A 16,894-nucleotide genomic window follows, 5' to 3' on the forward strand; every position below is an offset into this window, starting at 1 on the left:
CGCCGGAAGTGGGCCGAATTATAGACTTCCAGAATCTGCCGTCAACACTTAATTATGCTTTTCTATCAAACACTTGCAGAAAGCCGGAAACAGCCGGCTTCCTCTCTATATAGGAGAGTAAAAACACTCCCCCCTAAATAGAAGAAATCCTCAGAGCACCCCAGCCTCTTTGAATGCCGCCACAGCACCAGCATCCAGACCCAACACCCGCTGCAGAACCTCCAGCGTATGCTCCCCTAATAGAGGAGGCGCATTGCGATACTCCACAGGTGTTTCGGACAGACGAATCGGACTCGCCACTTGCGGCACCATCCCGGCCAGCACATGGGGCAGCTCGATCGCCAACCCGCGCGCCTTAACCTGAGGATCCGCAAACATCTGAGCCAGATCATTGATCGGCCCGCACGGCACACCTGCTTGCTCCAGCTGCAGCACCCACTCCGCAGTCGTTTTGAACACCGTCGCCTGGCGGATAAGCGGAATCAACACCGCACGATTCGCCACCCGCAACTTATTGGTCGTAAAGCGCGGATCATCTGCCCACTGCGGCTGTCCAGCCACTTCAGCAAACTTGCGAAACTGCCCGTCATTACCCACGGTGAGGATGAAGTCTCCATCCGCCGTAGGAAAGTCCTGATAAGGCACGATATTCGGATGAGCATTACCCAGGCGCTTCGGAGCATTGCCCGTAGTCAGGTAATTCATTGCCTGGTTAGCCAGACAAGCCACCTGAACATCCAACAGCGCCATATCAATATGCTGACCGCCACCGTCATGATCCCGATGCGCAAGCGCTGCAAGGATCGCCACGGTCGAATAGAGACCGGTCAAAATGTCCGTCAGGGCCACGCCGACCTTCACCGGCCCGGCACCCTCATCCCCTTCGGGTCGCCCCGTCAGACTCATCAGGCCGCCCAGTCCCTGGATCATGAAGTCATAACCTGCGCGCTTGGCGTAAGGGCCCGTCTGGCCGAACCCCGTAATCGAGCAATAGATCAGATCCGGATTGATCGCCTTTAGAGACTCATAGTCCAAACCATATGCCGCCAGCCCACCGACCTTGAAGTTCTCGATCAGGATGTCCGACTTCGCTGCCAGATCACGTACCAGCTTCTGCCCTTCAGGCCGGGTGAAATCGATGGTGACCGATTGCTTGTTGCGATTGGCCGACAAGTAATAGGCGGCCTCGCTAGTGTTCTCGCCATAAGCGTCTTTAAGGAAGGGAGGCCCCCAGGCGCGCGTGTCATCGCCATTACCAGGGCGCTCGACCTTGATCACTTCGGCGCCGAGGTCAGCAAGAATCTGTCCGGCCCACGGCCCGGCCAGCACTCGCGATAAATCCAGTACCCGTAGATGCGAAAGCGCGCCCATGGCCGTTCTCCTATTAATAGAACGCCTGGATGCCAGTCTGTGCACGACCGAGGATCAGTGCATGGACGTCATGCGTACCTTCATAGGTATTCACCACTTCCAGGTTGACCAAGTGGCGAGCAACACCGAACTCATCGGAAATACCGTTACCACCCAACATGTCGCGCGCCATGCGAGCAATGTCCAGGGACTTGCCACAGGAGTTGCGCTTCATCATCGAAGTGATCTCGACCGCCGCAGTACCTTCATCCTTCATACGACCCAGACGCAAGCAGCCTTGCAGCGCCATGGTGATTTCTGTCTGCATGTCAGCCAGCTTCTTCTGGATCAGCTGAGTGGCGGCCAGTGGGCGGCCGAACTGCTGACGATCCAGGGTGTATTGGCGAGCGGTGTGCCAGCAAAACTCAGCCGCGCCCAGCGCACCCCAGGAAATGCCGTAACGTGCCGAGTTGAGGCAAGTAAAAGGGCCTTTCAAGCCACGGACATCCGGGAAGATGTTCTCTTCAGGGACAAACACGTTGTCCATAACGATCTCGCCGGTGATGGATGCACGCAGGCCAACCTTGCCATGAATCGCAGGAGCACTCAGGCCCTTCCAGCCTTTCTCCAGAACGAAACCGCGGATGTCGCCGGCGTCGTCCTTGCCCCAGACCACGAACACATCAGCGATCGGGCTGTTGGTGATCCACATTTTGTTGCCGGTCAGGCTGTAGCCGCCCTCCACTTTGCGCGCACGAGTAATCATCGCGCCCGGGTCGGAACCGTGGTTAGGTTCGGTCAGACCGAAGCAACCAATCCATTCGCCTGAAGCCAGTTTCGGCAGGTACTTCTGCTTCTGGGCTTCGGTACCGAATTCATTGATCGGCACCATGACCAGCGAGGACTGCACGCTCATCATCGAGCGGTAGCCGGAGTCGACGCGCTCGACTTCACGGGCAATCAGGCCGTAACTGACGTAGTTCAGGCCGCTGCCTCCATACTGCTCAGGGATAGTCGCGCCCAACAGACCTATTTCGCCCATCTCGCGGAAGATCGCCGGGTCGGTCTTTTCATGACGGAAAGCTTCGAGAACACGCGGCGCGAGCTTCTGCTGAGCGAATTGCTCAGCGGTGTCGCGGATCATGCGTTCTTCTTCGGTGAGCTGTTGATCCAGCAGCAGGGGATCGATCCAGTTGAAGCTAGCTTTACCGCCCATGAGTGTGTCCTCTCGAATCGGGTCAAATAACGTGGGCTGATCCTAGGCCGGGTTCGGCGTTACGGCAAACGAGGATTTTGCATACTGTTGTGCTAATTTCTCACTCCGACACATCGAAAATTAGCTTTTATGCGAAGTATTAGTGAGGTTGACGTACATGCGCAGGAAAATCCCCAGCACAACAGCCCTGATCAGCTTTGAAGCGGCAGCTCGCCACGAAAGTTTTACCAAGGCGGCTCAGGAGCTTTCGCTCACTCAAGGCGCCATTTGCCGACAGATCGCCAGCCTTGAGGAGTTCCTCAGCGTAGAACTGTTCCGACGCTCCCGACGCGGAGTCAAGCTGACGGAAGCAGGTCTTTCCTACAGCCGTCGGGTGGCCACCCAACTCGATGCCGTTGAACGGGACACCTTGTCGGTGATGGGCCAGCAAGGTGCCAACGTGATCGAGCTGGCGGTGGTTCCAACCTTCGGCACTCAATGGCTGTTGCCACGACTCAAGGATTTCCAGCAAAAACACCCGGAGGTGACGGTCAACCTCACCAACCGGACGCGGCCCTTCTTGTTTGCCGACACCGACTTCGATGCCGCGATCTATTTTGGCGACGCGGACTGGTCGGGGACCGAATCCCACAGGCTAATGGGCGAAAATCCGATGCCAGTGTGCAGCCCCAATCTCGTGGGGAAAAAGACAACCCTGTCTCCCGGCGACATCGCCGAATTACCCCTGTTGCAGCAGACCACCCGCCCTTATGCGTGGCGCCAGTGGTTCAACTCTCAAAACCTAAATATCCCGCGAGACATGACAGGGCCGCGCTACGAGCTATTCTCCATGCTTGCCCAAGCCGCCATGCACGATATGGGGATAGCGTTGATTCCACCGTTCCTGATTCAACGTGAACTGGCCGAGAAGCGCCTGGTCATTGCCAACGCCCAGGCGTTATCAAGCATCAAGGCGTATTACTTGATGATTCCCGAGCGGAAGGTCGAATCGGCCTCTTTAAGGGCGTTTCGCGATTGGCTGGTCAATCAGGCACAGAGCTACAGCCTAGAAGGATAAAGGCTCCACGTTATTAGCTGACCCCGTAGTCAGCAAAATCAAAGCACTACAGATATAAGTATTTGTCGCATATTCGAAGACTGTACCGACAAGCAGTACAAACGTCCCACAAGAGCCTGAAAACGTGGCCTTGAGCCTCTATTGCGGAGCAATAACAACTCATTCACCTGACCGATGCGCAAATTCTTCAATTTTTACAAGAATCCTTACAAGTCACGGCCTGCAAGGGATTGAACCGGTCAGTTGCGACATTCGGTCACGGGGTGACTTGTAGTTAATTTTCCGTCACCCGTCATAAACCCTTGAAGGGCACTAAGTTCGCCTGCAAAATGCCGCGCCCCGCCCTGATTTGGCGGGATCGTGCTGATCGGCCGCCCCAGCCGCACCATCCGAAGTGCCTGGGTTTACTCAATAAGATCACGCAGGAGATTTGACGTGCACATTGGTGTTCCTCTCGAAACCCAGACGGGTGAAACACGGGTTGCTGCAACCCCGGAAACCATCAAGAAGCTGATCGGCCAGGGTCATAAGGTCACTGTGCAAAGCGGCGCCGGTATTAACGCCAGCGTTGTCGACAGTGCCTATGAAACGGCAGGCGCGATTATTGGCAGCGCCAACGATGCGTTTGGTGCCGAGCTGATTCTCAAGGTGGTCGCCCCCAGCGACAGCGAACTGCCGCTGATAAAAAGCGGCACCGTTGTGGTGGGCATGCTCAACCCGTTCAGTAATGAAACCATTGCCAAGCTGGCTGAGTGCGGCATTACCGCTTTCGCACTGGAGGCCGCGCCGCGCACCTCCCGCGCTCAGAGCCTGGATGTGCTGTCCTCCCAAGCCAACATAGCCGGCTATAAAGCCGTGTTGCTGGCCGCTCACCACTATCCTCGCTTCATGCCGATGCTGATGACTGCTGCGGGTACCGTGAAAGCGGCGCGCGTGCTGATTCTCGGCGCTGGCGTGGCTGGTTTGCAGGCGATCGCTACGGCGAAACGTTTGGGTGCAGTGATCGAAGCGTCTGATGTACGTCCTGCGGTAAAAGAGCAGATCGAATCCCTCGGCGCCAAGTTCGTCGACGTACCTTACGAAACCGATGAAGAGCGCGAATGCGCCGTCGGTGTCGGCGGTTACGCGCGTCCAATGCCCGCCAGCTGGATGCAACGGCAGGCCCTGGCTGTGCACGAACGCGCCAAACAGGCTGACATTGTCATCACCACGGCACTGATCCCGGGCCGCAAGGCGCCGACGTTGTTGAGCGCGGAAACCGTTGCGCAGATGAAGCCGGGCTCGGTGGTCATCGACCTAGCCGCAGCCCAGGGCGGCAACTGCCCGCTGACCGTGGCTGACCAGGTCGTCGTCGAGAATGGCGTGACCATTTGCGGCCCGACCAACCTGGCCGGCGCAGTCGCGGCAGACGCCTCGGCGCTTTACGCGCGCAACCTGCTGGACTTCCTGAAGCTGGTCTTTAACAAAGAAGGCCAGTTCGAGATCAACCTCGAAGACGACATCGTCGCCGCGTGCCTGATGTGCCGCGACGGCCAAGTCATCCGCAAAAACGCCTAAGCAGGGATTCAGACGATGGAAGAGCTTATCTCCCCCGGTATCTACAACCTGATCATCTTCGTGCTGGCGATTTATGTCGGTTATCACGTGGTCTGGAACGTTACACCTGCACTGCACACGCCTTTGATGGCGGTGACCAACGCGATCTCGGCGATCGTGATCGTCGGCGCCATGCTGGCAGCGGCGCTGACCGTGACGCCACTGGGCAAAACCATGGGCACCCTGGCGGTAGCTCTGGCAGCGGTGAACGTATTTGGTGGCTTCCTGGTTACCCGCAGGATGCTTGAGATGTTCAAGAAAAAAGCCCCGAAAGCAGTAAAAGAAGAGGCGTCCAAGTAATGAGCATGAATCTCGTCACGACGCTCTACTTGATCGCGTCGATCTGCTTCATCCAGGCCCTCAAAGGCCTGTCGCACCCGACCACGTCGCGGCGCGGCAACGTATACGGCATGCTCGGCATGGCGCTGGCGATCCTCACCACCATAGGCCTCATCTATAAGCTCAGCGCGCTCTCTTTCGCGCAAGGCGGGGCCACCGCCGGTATCGGTTACGTCATCGTAGGTCTGTTGGTCGGCGGTACCGCCGGGTCGATCATGGCCAAGCGCGTTGAAATGACCAAAATGCCGGAACTGGTCGCCTTCATGCACAGCATGATCGGTATGGCCGCGGTGTTCATTGCCATCGCTGCTGTTGTTGAACCGCAATCGCTGGGCATCGTCAAGCAACTGGGTGACTCCATTCCTGCCGGTAACCGCCTGGAGCTGTTCCTCGGCGCGGCCATCGGTGCAATCACCTTCTCCGGCTCGGTAATCGCGTTCGGCAAGCTGTCGGGCAAGTACAAGTTCCGCCTGTTCCAGGGCGCACCCGTACAGTTCGGCGGCCAGCACAAGCTGAACCTGCTGCTGGGCTTGGCCACGCTCGGCCTGGGCATCACTTTCATGATGACTGGCAACCTCGGTACTTTCGCCGTCATGCTGGCCCTGGCTTTCGTGATGGGCGTGCTGATCATCATCCCGATCGGCGGCGCGGACATGCCGGTGGTGGTGTCGATGCTCAACAGCTACTCGGGCTGGGCGGCGGCAGGTATCGGCTTCTCGCTGAACAACTCGATGCTGATTATCGCCGGTTCGCTGGTGGGTTCGTCCGGTGCGATCCTCTCGTACATCATGTGCAAAGCGATGAACCGTTCGTTCTTCAACGTCCTGCTCGGCGGCTTCGGCAACACGGCGGATGCGGCTGGCCCGGCGGGCTCGAAAGAAGCTCGCCCGGTGAAATCCGGCTCGGCTGACGATGCGACCTTCCTGCTGACCAACGCCGACACCGTGATCATCGTTCCAGGTTATGGTCTGGCGGTGGCACGCGCACAACACTCACTGATGGAACTGGCGGAGAAGCTGACTCACCGGGGAGTCACCGTGAAGTTTGCGATCCACCCGGTCGCCGGTCGGATGCCTGGCCATATGAACGTCCTGCTGGCCGAGGCAGAAGTGCCTTACGAGCAGGTATTCGAGATGGATGACATCAACTCCGAGTTCGGTCAGACCGACGTGGTGCTGGTGCTCGGCGCCAACGACGTGGTCAACCCGGCAGCGAAGAACGATCCGAAATCGCCGATTGCCGGCATGCCGATCCTCGAGGCCTATAAAGCCAAGACTGTGATCGTCAACAAGCGCTCGATGGCCAGCGGCTATGCCGGCCTGGACAACGAGCTGTTCTACCTCGACAAAACCATGATGGTCTTCGGCGACGCCAAGAAAGTCATCGAAGACATGGTCAAAGCCGTCGAGTAAAACCTGCTCCAGCGCAATACCCAAAACCTCAGCCTTTAGTAGGCTGGGGTTTTTTATTGCCTGCCAAAACCCGACCAAAGGCTCTAAATCAGGGCTCTGCATTCGACCATGGTAGCGGGAGGATTTTTTCTGAAATCACTAAACTGCACACCTTGCTTTCGTTGCCCGAGATAACAATCCATGTACCGTGATCGTATTCGCTTGCCTTCGTTGTTGGATAAAGTGATGAGCGCCGCTGACGCTGCTGCTCTGATTGAGGACGGCATGACCGTCGGCATGAGCGGTTTCACCCGCGCCGGCGAAGCCAAAGCCGTGCCCCACGCATTGGCCGAACGCGCCAAAATCACCCCGCTGAAAATCACCCTGATGACCGGCGCCAGCCTGGGCAACGACCTCGATAAACAGCTAACCGAAGCCGGCGTATTGTCACGACGCATGCCCTTCCAAGTCGACAGCACCCTGCGCAAGGCAATTAATGCCGGCGAAGTGATGTTCATTGACCAGCACCTTTCGGAAACCGTGGAGCTACTGCGCAATCAGCAGCTCAAACTGCCGGACATCGCGGTGATTGAAGCCGTGGCGATCACCGAGCAGGGCCATATCGTGCCGACCACGTCGGTGGGTAACTCGGCCAGCTTCGCGATTTTCGCCAAACAGGTGATCGTCGAGATCAACCTGGCGCACAACCCGAATCTCGAAGGTCTGCACGACATCTATATCCCGACCTATCGGCCGACCCGCACGCCGATCCCGCTGGTAAAGGTCGACGATCGCATTGGCAGCACTGCCATCCCGATTCCGCCGGAAAAGATCGTCGCTATCGTGATCACCAATCAGTCCGACTCGCCGTCCACCGTATTGCCGCCGGACGTTGATACCCAGGCCATTGCCGACCACCTGATCGACTTCTTCAAGCAGGAAGTGGCAGCCGGGCGCATGACCAACAAGCTCGGCCCGCTGCAAGCCGGGATTGGCAACATCGCCAACTCGGTGATGTGCGGGCTGATCGACTCGCCGTTCGAAGACCTGACGATGTACTCCGAAGTGCTTCAGGACTCGACCTTCGACCTGATCGACGCCGGCAAGCTGAGCTTTGCTTCAGGCAGTTCAATCACCTTGTCGAGTCGGCGCAATACCGATGTTTTTGGCAACCTTGAGCGCTACAAGGACAAACTGGTCCTGCGCCCGCAAGAAATTTCCAACCACCCGGAAGTGGTGCGCCGGCTCGGCATCATCGGCATCAACACGGCGCTTGAGTTCGACTTGTACGGCAACGTCAACTCCACCCACATCTGCGGCACGCGGATGATGAACGGCATCGGCGGCTCGGGCGACTTTGCGCGCAACGCGCATTTGGCGATCTTCGTGACCAAGTCAATCGCCAAGGGCGGCGCGATCTCCAGCGTGGTGCCGATGGTCAGCCACGTTGATCACACTGAGCATGACGTCGACATCCTCGTCACCGAGATCGGTCTGGCGGACTTGCGCGGCCTGGCGCCGCGAGAACGCGCTCGAGTCATCATCGACAACTGCGTGCACCCGGACTATCGCCAAGCCCTGGATGACTACTTCACGGCCGCTTGTGCACTCGGCGGGCACACGCCACACATCCTGCGCGATGCCCTGAGCTGGCACATCAACCTGGAAGAAACCGGGCGGATGCTCGCGGAGTAATTGGTACAGATAGCAGCTGACGCAAACACAGTTTCGTCAGCTTGCTGTTGCCAGACCAAATCCTGAATAAAACTGTACTGCTGTACCGGTCTTTTCCTACCGTAATTGCCTACACTTCCGAGTCAATCAATCAAAAATGCACCATATCAGTGCGGACAGGTACAGTTGCCTCAATTTCGACCAGTACACCACCCTTTAACAGTTAACTGGTCCCTCACAATACAGGTGAACTGTATCTAGAGAGACTGGCCAAACGAGAGGATCATTGGCATCAGTTAAACCACTACCTAATCCCGCCATAAGCGGAAGGATGTCAACCATGGAACGTACACTCAGTTCCGAGCTGTTTTTCGAAGACAACGCTGTAAAAACTCAGGCTTCCACGCCTCTTCGCGTTCTCGCCAACCTGATGCTGTGGCAGCGCCGCATCTCCAGCCGCCATCAACTGGCTCGTCTGGATTCGCGTCTGCTGGCTGACGCAGGGATTAGCGAAGCACAACGCTACGAAGAGCTGAGCAAGCCGTTCTGGCGCTAAGTTAGCGTCGCTGGCTCTGACCCACCGGGTCCACCGCCAGCACTCCAAATTGAAAAAACAAAGCCCGTCGTGGGAAACCACGACGGGCTTTGTCGTTTTTGACCCTCTACATGGGTCATACAGTAAAGCCCTCGCTTAACAGGGACAGTTTTTATATTCCAACAAATGAACCAGTACAATTTAAGCGCAGTGTGTCTGTTGTGGAGGAGAGGACGGGATCACCATGAAATCCCGAACTGCCCGCAAAAGGACTGCGCCATGAATCACTTACTGGATGTTTCCGTTTCCACGTCTTAATCAACACCTCGCTCCCACTGGGTTCGTAGATTGCTGAGGGGCCTCGCCAATAGCCTGGAAAGGGCTCGAACCCGGCGTTTGTTGGGCCAACTCAATGACCGGCAGCTCTCAGACTTGAACATCAGCCACGCAGATCGTCTCAACGAATTGGATAAACCGTTCTGGCGCTAGCTGCCTGCTTGAACAGACGGGACTGTTCGAACCGACACTCATAGGCCTAATATCCGGATGAAACGTGGCGAACGCTGCATGATTGGCGTCTGACTCAACAGACACTGCGCCACCTCTCAATCAGTTTTCCCAAAGGAGTTTCACCATGTCCCGTCTTCGTCTGCTCAGCGCTGCAGCCCTGCTTGCCGTGGCCGCCAGTTCCCACGCCACCAGCTTTATCGTGACCACCGATGCCGTCGTCGGCGCGCTCAAGGCCACGTCCGATGCGACCTCCGATGTCACTTCTTCCTTTCGCGATGACAAAATCGTACGTGCCGCCCGCGACGACGCCGCCAGCTTCGTGGCCAGCGAAGGCGCCATTCGCGGCGTGAAACTGGAAAGTGCACTCGACCATATTCGCCACCAGGCACCTCAGCTGAACGCGACTGATGCACAACTGGCACAAGCCATACTGACTATCTAAGCGTCACCACTGACGTGGGGCACGCCCAGCGTGTCCCCATGTTTCGGCGCTGGCTCTAGACCGGGTGTTGCGCTAGCCTTGCGACTCGCCTTCAACTATCGAGTCTCATGCGTTTTCTTTCAAATCTGCTGATCTCTCCGCTTTTCATCGCAGCCAGCTGGGCGGGCTCGGCCCATGCCTTTGACGCCTTCAACCTGTCTACACAAGGCCTCGTGGCTACTGGCTACGCCACAAGCATGGTGACCTCCGCCCCCTTCGACCGTAAGCTGCTAATCGCGGCCCATGATGACGCTGCGGCGTTCATCGCCAGTGACGGCCAACTGCGAGGAGCACAACTGGAGTCTGCCCTGATTTATCTGCGCCGGACCCAGCCAAATCTTCATGCCAGCGACCTTGAACTGGCGCAAGCAATTCTCGTCCAATAGTTATCCTTGTTCTTGCGGAGTCGTTCCATGCGTAGCCCCCTGATTGCCGCCGCCCTTGGCCTGCTGTTATTAGCCGATGTAGCCCAGGCGCACACCCTGGTTGCCACCAGTAACATCCTCATCAACGCCACCCGGCGCACCCTTGATTTCACATCCGATACCACGACGTCCATCCGTGACTCGAAGATCGTTCGTGAAGCCCACGACGATGCCGCCAGTTTCGTTGCCAGCGATGGCGACATTCGTGGCGCGCACCTGGAAGCGGCCTTCAACACATTGCGCACCCGCGTGCCGGAAGCCCGCGACGCCAGTGATCAGGTTCTCGCCGAAGCCATCCTCGCACTGTGAGGTCGCCAGGCGCCTGGCTGTTGGCCGGGGTCATGTTGCTGCTCGGCAACACGGCCCAGGCTGACTTGCAATTAAGGCTTAAAACCGAAGGCCTCAGCCCCGCTCAACAGCAGGCCAGTCAGGCGCTGCTCGATGAAGCCATGCAGGCGCTGCCGCCGCGGTTCATCGAGCAGCTCGACCGACGCATCGACGTCGGCTGGACCGATGACATGCCAAGCAACGCTTACGGCCAGGCGTCGCTGGTGTCCGAGCTCGATCTGAACCGCAACCTGCTTGCCAGCCTCACTGACGGCAGCGCCGCGACCAAAAAGACTTATCGCCCCCATGGCACCGTGCGCCGCGAAATGCTTGCCACGGTGTTGCACGAACTCACCCACATCTATGACCGCTCGCGCCTGTGGCCAAACGCAGAGCGCACGCTGATTCAGCGCTGTACCCGGCGCAGCAGTAGCTCGGGACTGGTGGGTATCCCGGATCAATGCCGCGGGCAATCAGCCCGGCGCTTTACCCTCAGTGATGACCCGCGCCTGCTCGACCTCGCTGGCTGGCCGCAGTACGTTGGCCGCCGTGGCGAGCGCGAACAGCAAAATCGACAAATCGCTCGCAGCCCGGACATTTACGAGATAAGCAGCCCCAAGGAGTTCGTCGCGGTCAACATGGAATATTTCCTTCTCGACCCGGCCTACGCCTGTCGCCGTCCTGCGTTGTACCGCTACTACAAAGAACATTTCGGCTGGGCGCCCGCCGCTAAAGACACCTGCGGCAAAACCTTCTCCTTCCTCAATGCCGGCAACGATTTCGCCAAAACACCACTGGGCCAGGTCGATCCGGAACGGGTCTACGCCGTCGACTATCTGCTGGCAGAAGCCAACCAGAACTGGGTCAGCCGCTGGGGTCACAGCATGTTGCGTTTGGTGATCTGCGCACCCGGCCGCCCCCGCGGCCCGGATTGTCGGCTGGATCTGGATCAGCATCTGGTGTTGTCCTACCGCGCCTTCGTCGGTGACGTACAGCTGTCGAGTTGGGACGGACTGGTGGGCAAATACCCGTCGCGCCTGTTTGTCCTGCCGCTGGCGCAGGTGATCGACGAATACACCAAGACCGAACTGCGCAGCCTGGCTTCGGTGCCGCTGAACCTGTCGCGCAGCGAGATCGAAGACGTGGTGGAACACGCCGCCGAAATGCACTGGAGTTACGACGGCAACTACTTCTTCCTGTCCAATAACTGCGCTGTAGAGGGCCTGAAGTTATTGCGTAGTAGTACCAACAATACAAAACTGGTCGGGTTGGACAGCATCATGCCCAACGGTTTGCTGGAAGTGCTCAAGGGCCGCGGACTGGCGGACACCAGCGTGCTGGATGATCCCCGTGAAGCGCTGCGCCTGGGCTATCGATTCGACTCCTTCCGCGATCGTTATCAAGCGATGTTCGAAGTACTGAAGAAGCACTTGCCGATCAAGCAGGAAAAGGTCGAAGACTGGCTCTCCCTGAAAGCTGAAGAGCGCCGGCAATGGATCGACCAAGCCGATTTGCGCACCAGCGCAGCATTACTGTTACTGGAGCAGGCAGCCTTCCGCCAACAATTGGTGCTGGCCCAGGACGAAGTAAAGCAGCGCTATCTGGGCGCTCGGGAATTGAAGAACGGCGGCATGGACAAGGCCAACGCGACTTTGCAGCAAATTCTTGCCAACAGCGGCTTCCTCAGCCGTCCGGCGGAGCTGCTCGGCACCGGTGGTTATGGATTACCGCAGCCGAGTGAATGGCAGCGACTGGAATCGGAAAGCAGCTTGCGGCAGAAACAGCTTCAGGCGCTCACCGGCGATCTGGACAAAGAGGTGAGAGCGCTGCTCGAACCGAGCCGTGCAGCCGAGATGGCCGCCAATGAAGCCAACCTGAAGCAGATTGGCGAGCATCTGAGGAAGTTGCACAAGGCTGCGGGCGGGTTGGAGTTGCCGTAAACAAAAGGCTTCGCGGCTAAATCCGCGAAGCCTTCAACGCCTACCTGCTATTCAAAGCACCCCTTCGAGAATTTCATAAACGATCCCGGTTCCTACGGCGATCAACACAATGTCGCCGCCCGCACGGCGCCATTCGTACCCTGGGTAATACGGCAGCCGGCCCAACGCTCGGTTATCGAGGCGTTCGCCGTAATAGCCGTGAGGCAGCGGTCGGCCACGCACCAGATGAGTACCCGGAGGTGGCGGAGCACCGCGCACGAAATAGCCATGGTTATCGTGGATAGTCTGGCGCACCGGGCCGAAGTCCCGTGGCGGAGGGCCGCCGCGGTCGTGATCGTCGCGCTGATCAGCACTCGCATTCAGCAACGGGGTGGCACTTAGCATCAGCACACCCAGACTGGCAATCAGACGTTTTGGCATTTTCATCGGGTCTTTCCTCGCTGCACGTACAGCAAAAAGGGCTTCAGAACGTAGTCCTGAAGCCCTCGGTCTTGCTGTTTAGTCTGTACCGCGAGGCTCTAATTCCTCTGTATCAGGAACTTTACCTTCAGCTGACGCGGGCTTTACGCACGCCGTCTGCCAGCGCCGAGCAAAGGCTCAACACGCCATCAATGGCTTGATCCGGCGTCGAGGCATTTGCGATGTGATCGATCAACGCTGAACCCACCACCACGCCATCAGCCAGACGCGCGATGGACGCCGCTTGCTCCGGTGTACGAATACCGAAACCGATGCTGATCGGCAGATCGGTGTGGCGACGCAGACGGGCAACCGCTTCTTCAACATGCTCAAGCGTCGCCGCGCCCGCACCGGTCACACCGGCAACAGACACGTAATAGACGAAGCCGGAGCTGCCGTTCAGGACGGTCGGCAGGCGTACATCATCAGTCGTCGGGGTGGTCAGTCGGATAAAGTCCAGACCCGCTGCCTGGGCCGGGTCGCACAGCTCGCCGTTATGCTCGGGCGGCAGGTCGACCACGATCAGGCCATCAACACCCGCCTCTTTTGCATCCGCGATGAAACGCGGCACGCCATACATGTGGATCGGGTTGAAGTAACCCATCAGCACCAGCGGCGTCTCGGTATTGCCTTCACGGAACTCGCGAACCATTTGCAGGGTTTTCGCCAGGTTCTGCTTGGCGCCGAGGGCGCGGATATTGGCCAACTGAATTGCCGGGCCGTCGGCCATTGGATCAGTGAAGGGCATGCCCAACTCGATCACGTCGGCACCCGCGCCGGGCAAGCCTTTGAGGATCGCCAGCGAGGTGTCATAGCTCGGGTCGCCAGCGGTCACGAAGGTCACCAGGGCGGCACGATTCTGTTCCTTGAGTTCGGCAAAACGCGTTTGCAGGCGGCTCATCAGTGTTTCTCCTGCTTCGATTGTTCCATATGGTGCATCACGGTTTGCATGTCTTTGTCGCCACGACCGGACAGGTTGACCACCATCAGGTGATCTTTTGGCAGGGTCGGTGCGCGCTTGAACACTTCGGCCAAGGCATGAGCGCTTTCCAGTGCAGGAATAATCCCTTCCAGGCGGCAGCATTTGTGGAACGCGTCGAGGGCTTCGTCGTCGGTTACCGAGGTGTACTGGACGCGGCCGATATCATGCAACCAGGCGTGTTCCGGGCCAATGCCTGGATAGTCGAGGCCGGCAGAGATCGAGTGAGCGTCGATGATCTGGCCATCGTCGTCCTGCAGCAGGAAGGTCCGGTTGCCATGCAGTACGCCCGGTACGCCGCCGTTCAGGCTGGCTGCATGTTTACCGGTTTCGATGCCGTAGCCGGCCGCTTCAACGCCGATGATCTCGACGCTCTTGTCGTCGAGGAACGGGTGAAACAGGCCCATGGCGTTGGAGCCACCACCGATGCACGCCACCAGGCTGTCCGGCAGACGGCCTTCCTGGTCTTGCAGTTGAGTACGGGTTTCTTTGCCGATAACGGACTGGAAGTCGCGAACCATCGCAGGGTAGGGGTGCGGACCGGCCACAGTGCCGATCAGGTAGAAGGTGCTGTCGACGTTGGTCACCCAGTCACGCAGGGCTTCGTTCATCGCATCTTTCAGGGTGCCGGTACCGGCCACGACCGGGATCACTTCGGCGCCCAGCAGCTTCATGCGAAATACGTTGGCCTGCTGGCGTTCGATGTCAGTTGTGCCCATGTAGATGACGCAATCGAGGCCAAAACGTGCAGCCACGGTGGCGGTCGCCACGCCGTGCATGCCAGCACCGGTCTCGGCGATGATGCGTTTCTTGCCCATGCGCCGCGCCAGCAGGATCTGGCCGATGCAGTTGTTGATCTTGTGCGCGCCGGTGTGGTTCAGCTCTTCGCGCTTGAGGTAAATCTTCGCGCCGCCGCAGAACTCTGTCAGACGTTCGGCAAAGTACAGTGGGCTTGGACGACCTACGTAGTCGCGCTGGAAGTAGGCCAATTCTTCTTTGAATGCAGGATCATCCTTGGCCAATTCGTATTCACGGGCCAGATCGAGGATCAACGGCATCAGGGTTTCAGCGACGTAACGGCCGCCGAACGAGCCAAACAGGCCGTTGGCGTCGGGGCCGTTGCGCAGATTAGTCTGGGTCATGGGTCGCTCCAGTTGAATGGGTGGGATGATGCTTTTGAAGAGAGAGTGGGCTTAACTCTACCCCTGACGCCTCAGGCTGAAAACCGATAAGATCGCTGCAACCCGTCAGGAAAACTCACAGATCTCATGAGCCATGACCTTCCTCCGTTGAACGCCCTTCGGGCATTCGAAGCGACTGCCCGCCTGAACAGCGTCAGCAAGGCGGCCGAACAGCTGCATGTCACCCATGGCGCGGTCAGCCGACAGCTCAAGGCTTTGGAAGAACACCTCGGCGTGAGCCTGTTCATCAAGGATGGACGCGGCCTGAAACTCACAGATGCCGGCATTCGTTTGCGCGATGTCAGCGGCGAAGCGTTCGAGCGATTACGGACTGTTTGTGCAGAGCTGACCCAAAGCACCGCCGATGCACCGTTCGTACTGGGTTGCTCGGGCAGCTTGCTGGCACGCTGGTTTATTCCCAGGTTGGGACGATTGAATGCCGACCTGCCTGACCTGCGCCTGCACCTGTCGGCTGGCGAGGGTGATCTCGATCCACGTCGCCCGGGACTGGACGCCTTGCTGGTGTTTGCCGAGCCACCGTGGCCAGCGGACATGCAAGTCTACGAGTTGGCGAGTGAACGAATCGGCCCGGTCCTGAGCCCGAGATTCGCGGGCTACGAACGACTGCAAAACGCACCGCCCGCAGCGCTGCTGAGCGAGCCATTACTGCACACCACCTCACGCCCTCAGGCCTGGCCAAGCTGGGCACAGCAAAGCGACCTCGACGCCAAAGCGTTGAAGTACGGACAGGGTTTCGAGCATTTGTATTATCTGCTGGAGGCCGCAGTGGCCGGCCTGGGTGTGGCGATTGCGCCTGAGCCGCTGGTGGCCGAGGACTTGAAGGCCGGGCGCCTGGTTGCGCCATGGGGCTTCAGTGAAACCCCGGCGCAACTGGCGTTGTGGCTACCCAAGCGCGCCGCGGACGGCCGCGCTCGGCAACTGGCGCAGTGGCTCAAAAACGAGCTGCGCCAGACGGATTAGTCACCGCGTTTGCACAGCAGATAAGCCGCGAGCAGACCCAATGCACCGACAGCCACACCCGCTGTCGTCCAAGGGTGTTCCTGGGCGTAGTCCCGCGTGGCAATCCCGGTTTCACGGGTTTTGACTTTGACTTCTTCGTACGCATCGCTGAGCAGATGGCGCGAATGCTTCAGCGCGTTCTCGGCGTTGCTTTTCAAGGCTTTAAGGGTTTTACGCGACTCGTCCGAGGCGTCGTCCTTCAGGTTTTCCAAAGATTTCAGCAGACTCTCGATCTCGGCTTCCATGCTTTGCAATGAGGCTTTACGTAAAGAGGTGTTGGCCATGGTGGCTCTCCTGCATTGATTGAGTTGCGTGTGTTGGTTGGGACTTCAGGGGTTCGAGAAAGTGCAGTAAATCTGAACTTCCACTTCGCATTGACCGACAGAAGTAATACGAAAAATCACTGCTAGGCTG

General features: G+C 58.4%; 17 protein-coding genes and 1 pseudogene. 12 read left to right on the forward strand and 6 right to left on the reverse strand.

Features of this window, described 5'->3' with window-relative positions; all coding sequences use genetic code 11:
• Positions 1 to 150: 150 nt before the first annotated feature.
• Both MO767_RS22115 and MO767_RS22120 read right to left on the reverse strand, forming a co-directional pair.
• A complete protein-coding gene (locus tag MO767_RS22115; protein ID WP_282482241.1) occupies positions 151 to 1,371 on the reverse strand; it encodes a CaiB/BaiF CoA-transferase family protein in 1,221 nt (406 codons plus the stop codon).
• A gap of 13 nt (positions 1,372 to 1,384) precedes the next feature.
• Entirely contained in the window at positions 1,385 to 2,566 is a 1,182-nt protein-coding gene (locus tag MO767_RS22120) for an acyl-CoA dehydrogenase (protein ID WP_201184410.1), read from the reverse strand.
• Positions 2,567 to 2,723: 157 nt separating this feature from the next.
• Between MO767_RS22120 and MO767_RS22125 the strand changes: the two genes are divergently transcribed.
• From MO767_RS22125 to MO767_RS22175, 11 genes and pseudogenes are all read left to right on the forward strand, one after another.
• Positions 2,724 to 3,623 (forward strand): LysR family transcriptional regulator, encoded by a 900-nt coding sequence (locus MO767_RS22125; protein WP_282482242.1) that lies wholly within the window; start codon positions 2,724 to 2,726, stop codon positions 3,621 to 3,623.
• 435 nt (positions 3,624 to 4,058) lie between these two features.
• Positions 4,059 to 5,180: a Re/Si-specific NAD(P)(+) transhydrogenase subunit alpha gene (locus MO767_RS22130; RefSeq protein WP_282482243.1), complete on the forward strand. Its 1,122-nt coding sequence runs from the start codon at positions 4,059 to 4,061 to the stop codon at positions 5,178 to 5,180.
• A gap of 15 nt (positions 5,181 to 5,195) precedes the next feature.
• A complete protein-coding gene (locus MO767_RS22135) occupies positions 5,196 to 5,519 on the forward strand; it encodes an NAD(P) transhydrogenase subunit alpha (RefSeq protein WP_017335806.1) in 324 nt (107 codons plus the stop codon).
• Complete coding sequence (locus MO767_RS22140; protein WP_282482244.1) at positions 5,519 to 6,970, forward strand: NAD(P)(+) transhydrogenase (Re/Si-specific) subunit beta; 1,452 nt, start codon at positions 5,519 to 5,521, stop codon at positions 6,968 to 6,970. The genes MO767_RS22135 and MO767_RS22140 overlap by 1 nt, the downstream gene beginning before the upstream one ends.
• 180 nt (positions 6,971 to 7,150) lie before the next feature.
• Positions 7,151 to 8,644 (forward strand): acetyl-CoA hydrolase/transferase family protein, encoded by a 1,494-nt coding sequence (locus MO767_RS22145; RefSeq protein ID WP_282482245.1) that lies wholly within the window; start codon positions 7,151 to 7,153, stop codon positions 8,642 to 8,644.
• A gap of 319 nt (positions 8,645 to 8,963) precedes the next feature.
• Entirely contained in the window at positions 8,964 to 9,179 is a 216-nt protein-coding gene (locus tag MO767_RS22150) for a DUF1127 domain-containing protein (RefSeq protein ID WP_008154465.1), read from the forward strand.
• A gap of 258 nt (positions 9,180 to 9,437) precedes the next feature.
• A pseudogene (locus tag MO767_RS22155) lies at positions 9,438 to 9,647 on the forward strand (DUF1127 domain-containing protein).
• Between the two features lie 145 nt (positions 9,648 to 9,792).
• Positions 9,793 to 10,110 (forward strand): DUF2388 domain-containing protein, encoded by a 318-nt coding sequence (locus MO767_RS22160; protein WP_282482246.1) that lies wholly within the window; start codon positions 9,793 to 9,795, stop codon positions 10,108 to 10,110.
• 107 nt (positions 10,111 to 10,217) lie between these two features.
• On the forward strand, positions 10,218 to 10,535 hold the full coding sequence (locus MO767_RS22165; RefSeq protein ID WP_282482247.1) for a DUF2388 domain-containing protein: 318 nt from the start codon (positions 10,218 to 10,220) through the stop codon (positions 10,533 to 10,535).
• 27 nt (positions 10,536 to 10,562) lie between these two features.
• Entirely contained in the window at positions 10,563 to 10,883 is a 321-nt protein-coding gene (locus MO767_RS22170) for a DUF2388 domain-containing protein (RefSeq protein WP_282482248.1), read from the forward strand.
• The gene (locus MO767_RS22175) at positions 10,880 to 12,841 is read left to right on the forward strand and encodes a DUF4105 domain-containing protein (RefSeq protein WP_282482249.1); all 1,962 of its coding nucleotides are present in this window, start codon (positions 10,880 to 10,882) and stop codon (positions 12,839 to 12,841) included. Before MO767_RS22170 ends, MO767_RS22175 begins: the two co-directional genes overlap by 4 nt.
• Positions 12,842 to 12,892: 51 nt before the next feature.
• Here the strand turns inward: MO767_RS22175 and MO767_RS22180 are convergent, their stop codons facing one another.
• The 3 genes from MO767_RS22180 to trpB form a co-directional block, all read right to left on the reverse strand.
• Positions 12,893 to 13,267, reverse strand: a complete 375-nt coding sequence (locus tag MO767_RS22180) for an anti-virulence regulator CigR family protein (protein WP_282482250.1) — start codon at positions 13,265 to 13,267, stop codon at positions 12,893 to 12,895.
• 121 nt (positions 13,268 to 13,388) lie between these two features.
• Positions 13,389 to 14,201: a tryptophan synthase subunit alpha gene (gene trpA / locus MO767_RS22185; protein WP_282482251.1), complete on the reverse strand. Its 813-nt coding sequence runs from the start codon at positions 14,199 to 14,201 to the stop codon at positions 13,389 to 13,391.
• Positions 14,201 to 15,421 (reverse strand): tryptophan synthase subunit beta, encoded by a 1,221-nt coding sequence (trpB, locus tag MO767_RS22190; RefSeq protein ID WP_282482252.1) that lies wholly within the window; start codon positions 15,419 to 15,421, stop codon positions 14,201 to 14,203. The genes trpA and trpB overlap by 1 nt, the downstream gene beginning before the upstream one ends.
• Before the next feature lie 126 nt (positions 15,422 to 15,547).
• Between trpB and MO767_RS22195 the strand changes: the two genes are divergently transcribed.
• Entirely contained in the window at positions 15,548 to 16,441 is an 894-nt protein-coding gene (locus MO767_RS22195) for a LysR family transcriptional regulator (protein ID WP_282482253.1), read from the forward strand.
• On the opposite strand, the gene MO767_RS22200 is transcribed toward MO767_RS22195, so the two are convergent.
• Positions 16,438 to 16,764 carry a DUF883 family protein gene (locus MO767_RS22200; RefSeq protein ID WP_054047930.1) on the reverse strand — a complete coding sequence of 109 codons (327 nt, stop codon included), beginning with the start codon at positions 16,762 to 16,764 and terminating at the stop codon, positions 16,438 to 16,440. The genes MO767_RS22195 and MO767_RS22200 overlap by 4 nt on opposite strands.
• Positions 16,765 to 16,894: the final 130 nt, after the last annotated feature.

This window comes from Pseudomonas sp. UYIF39 (assembly GCF_029963765.1).
Taxonomy (GTDB): Bacteria; Pseudomonadota; Gammaproteobacteria; order Pseudomonadales; family Pseudomonadaceae; genus Aquipseudomonas.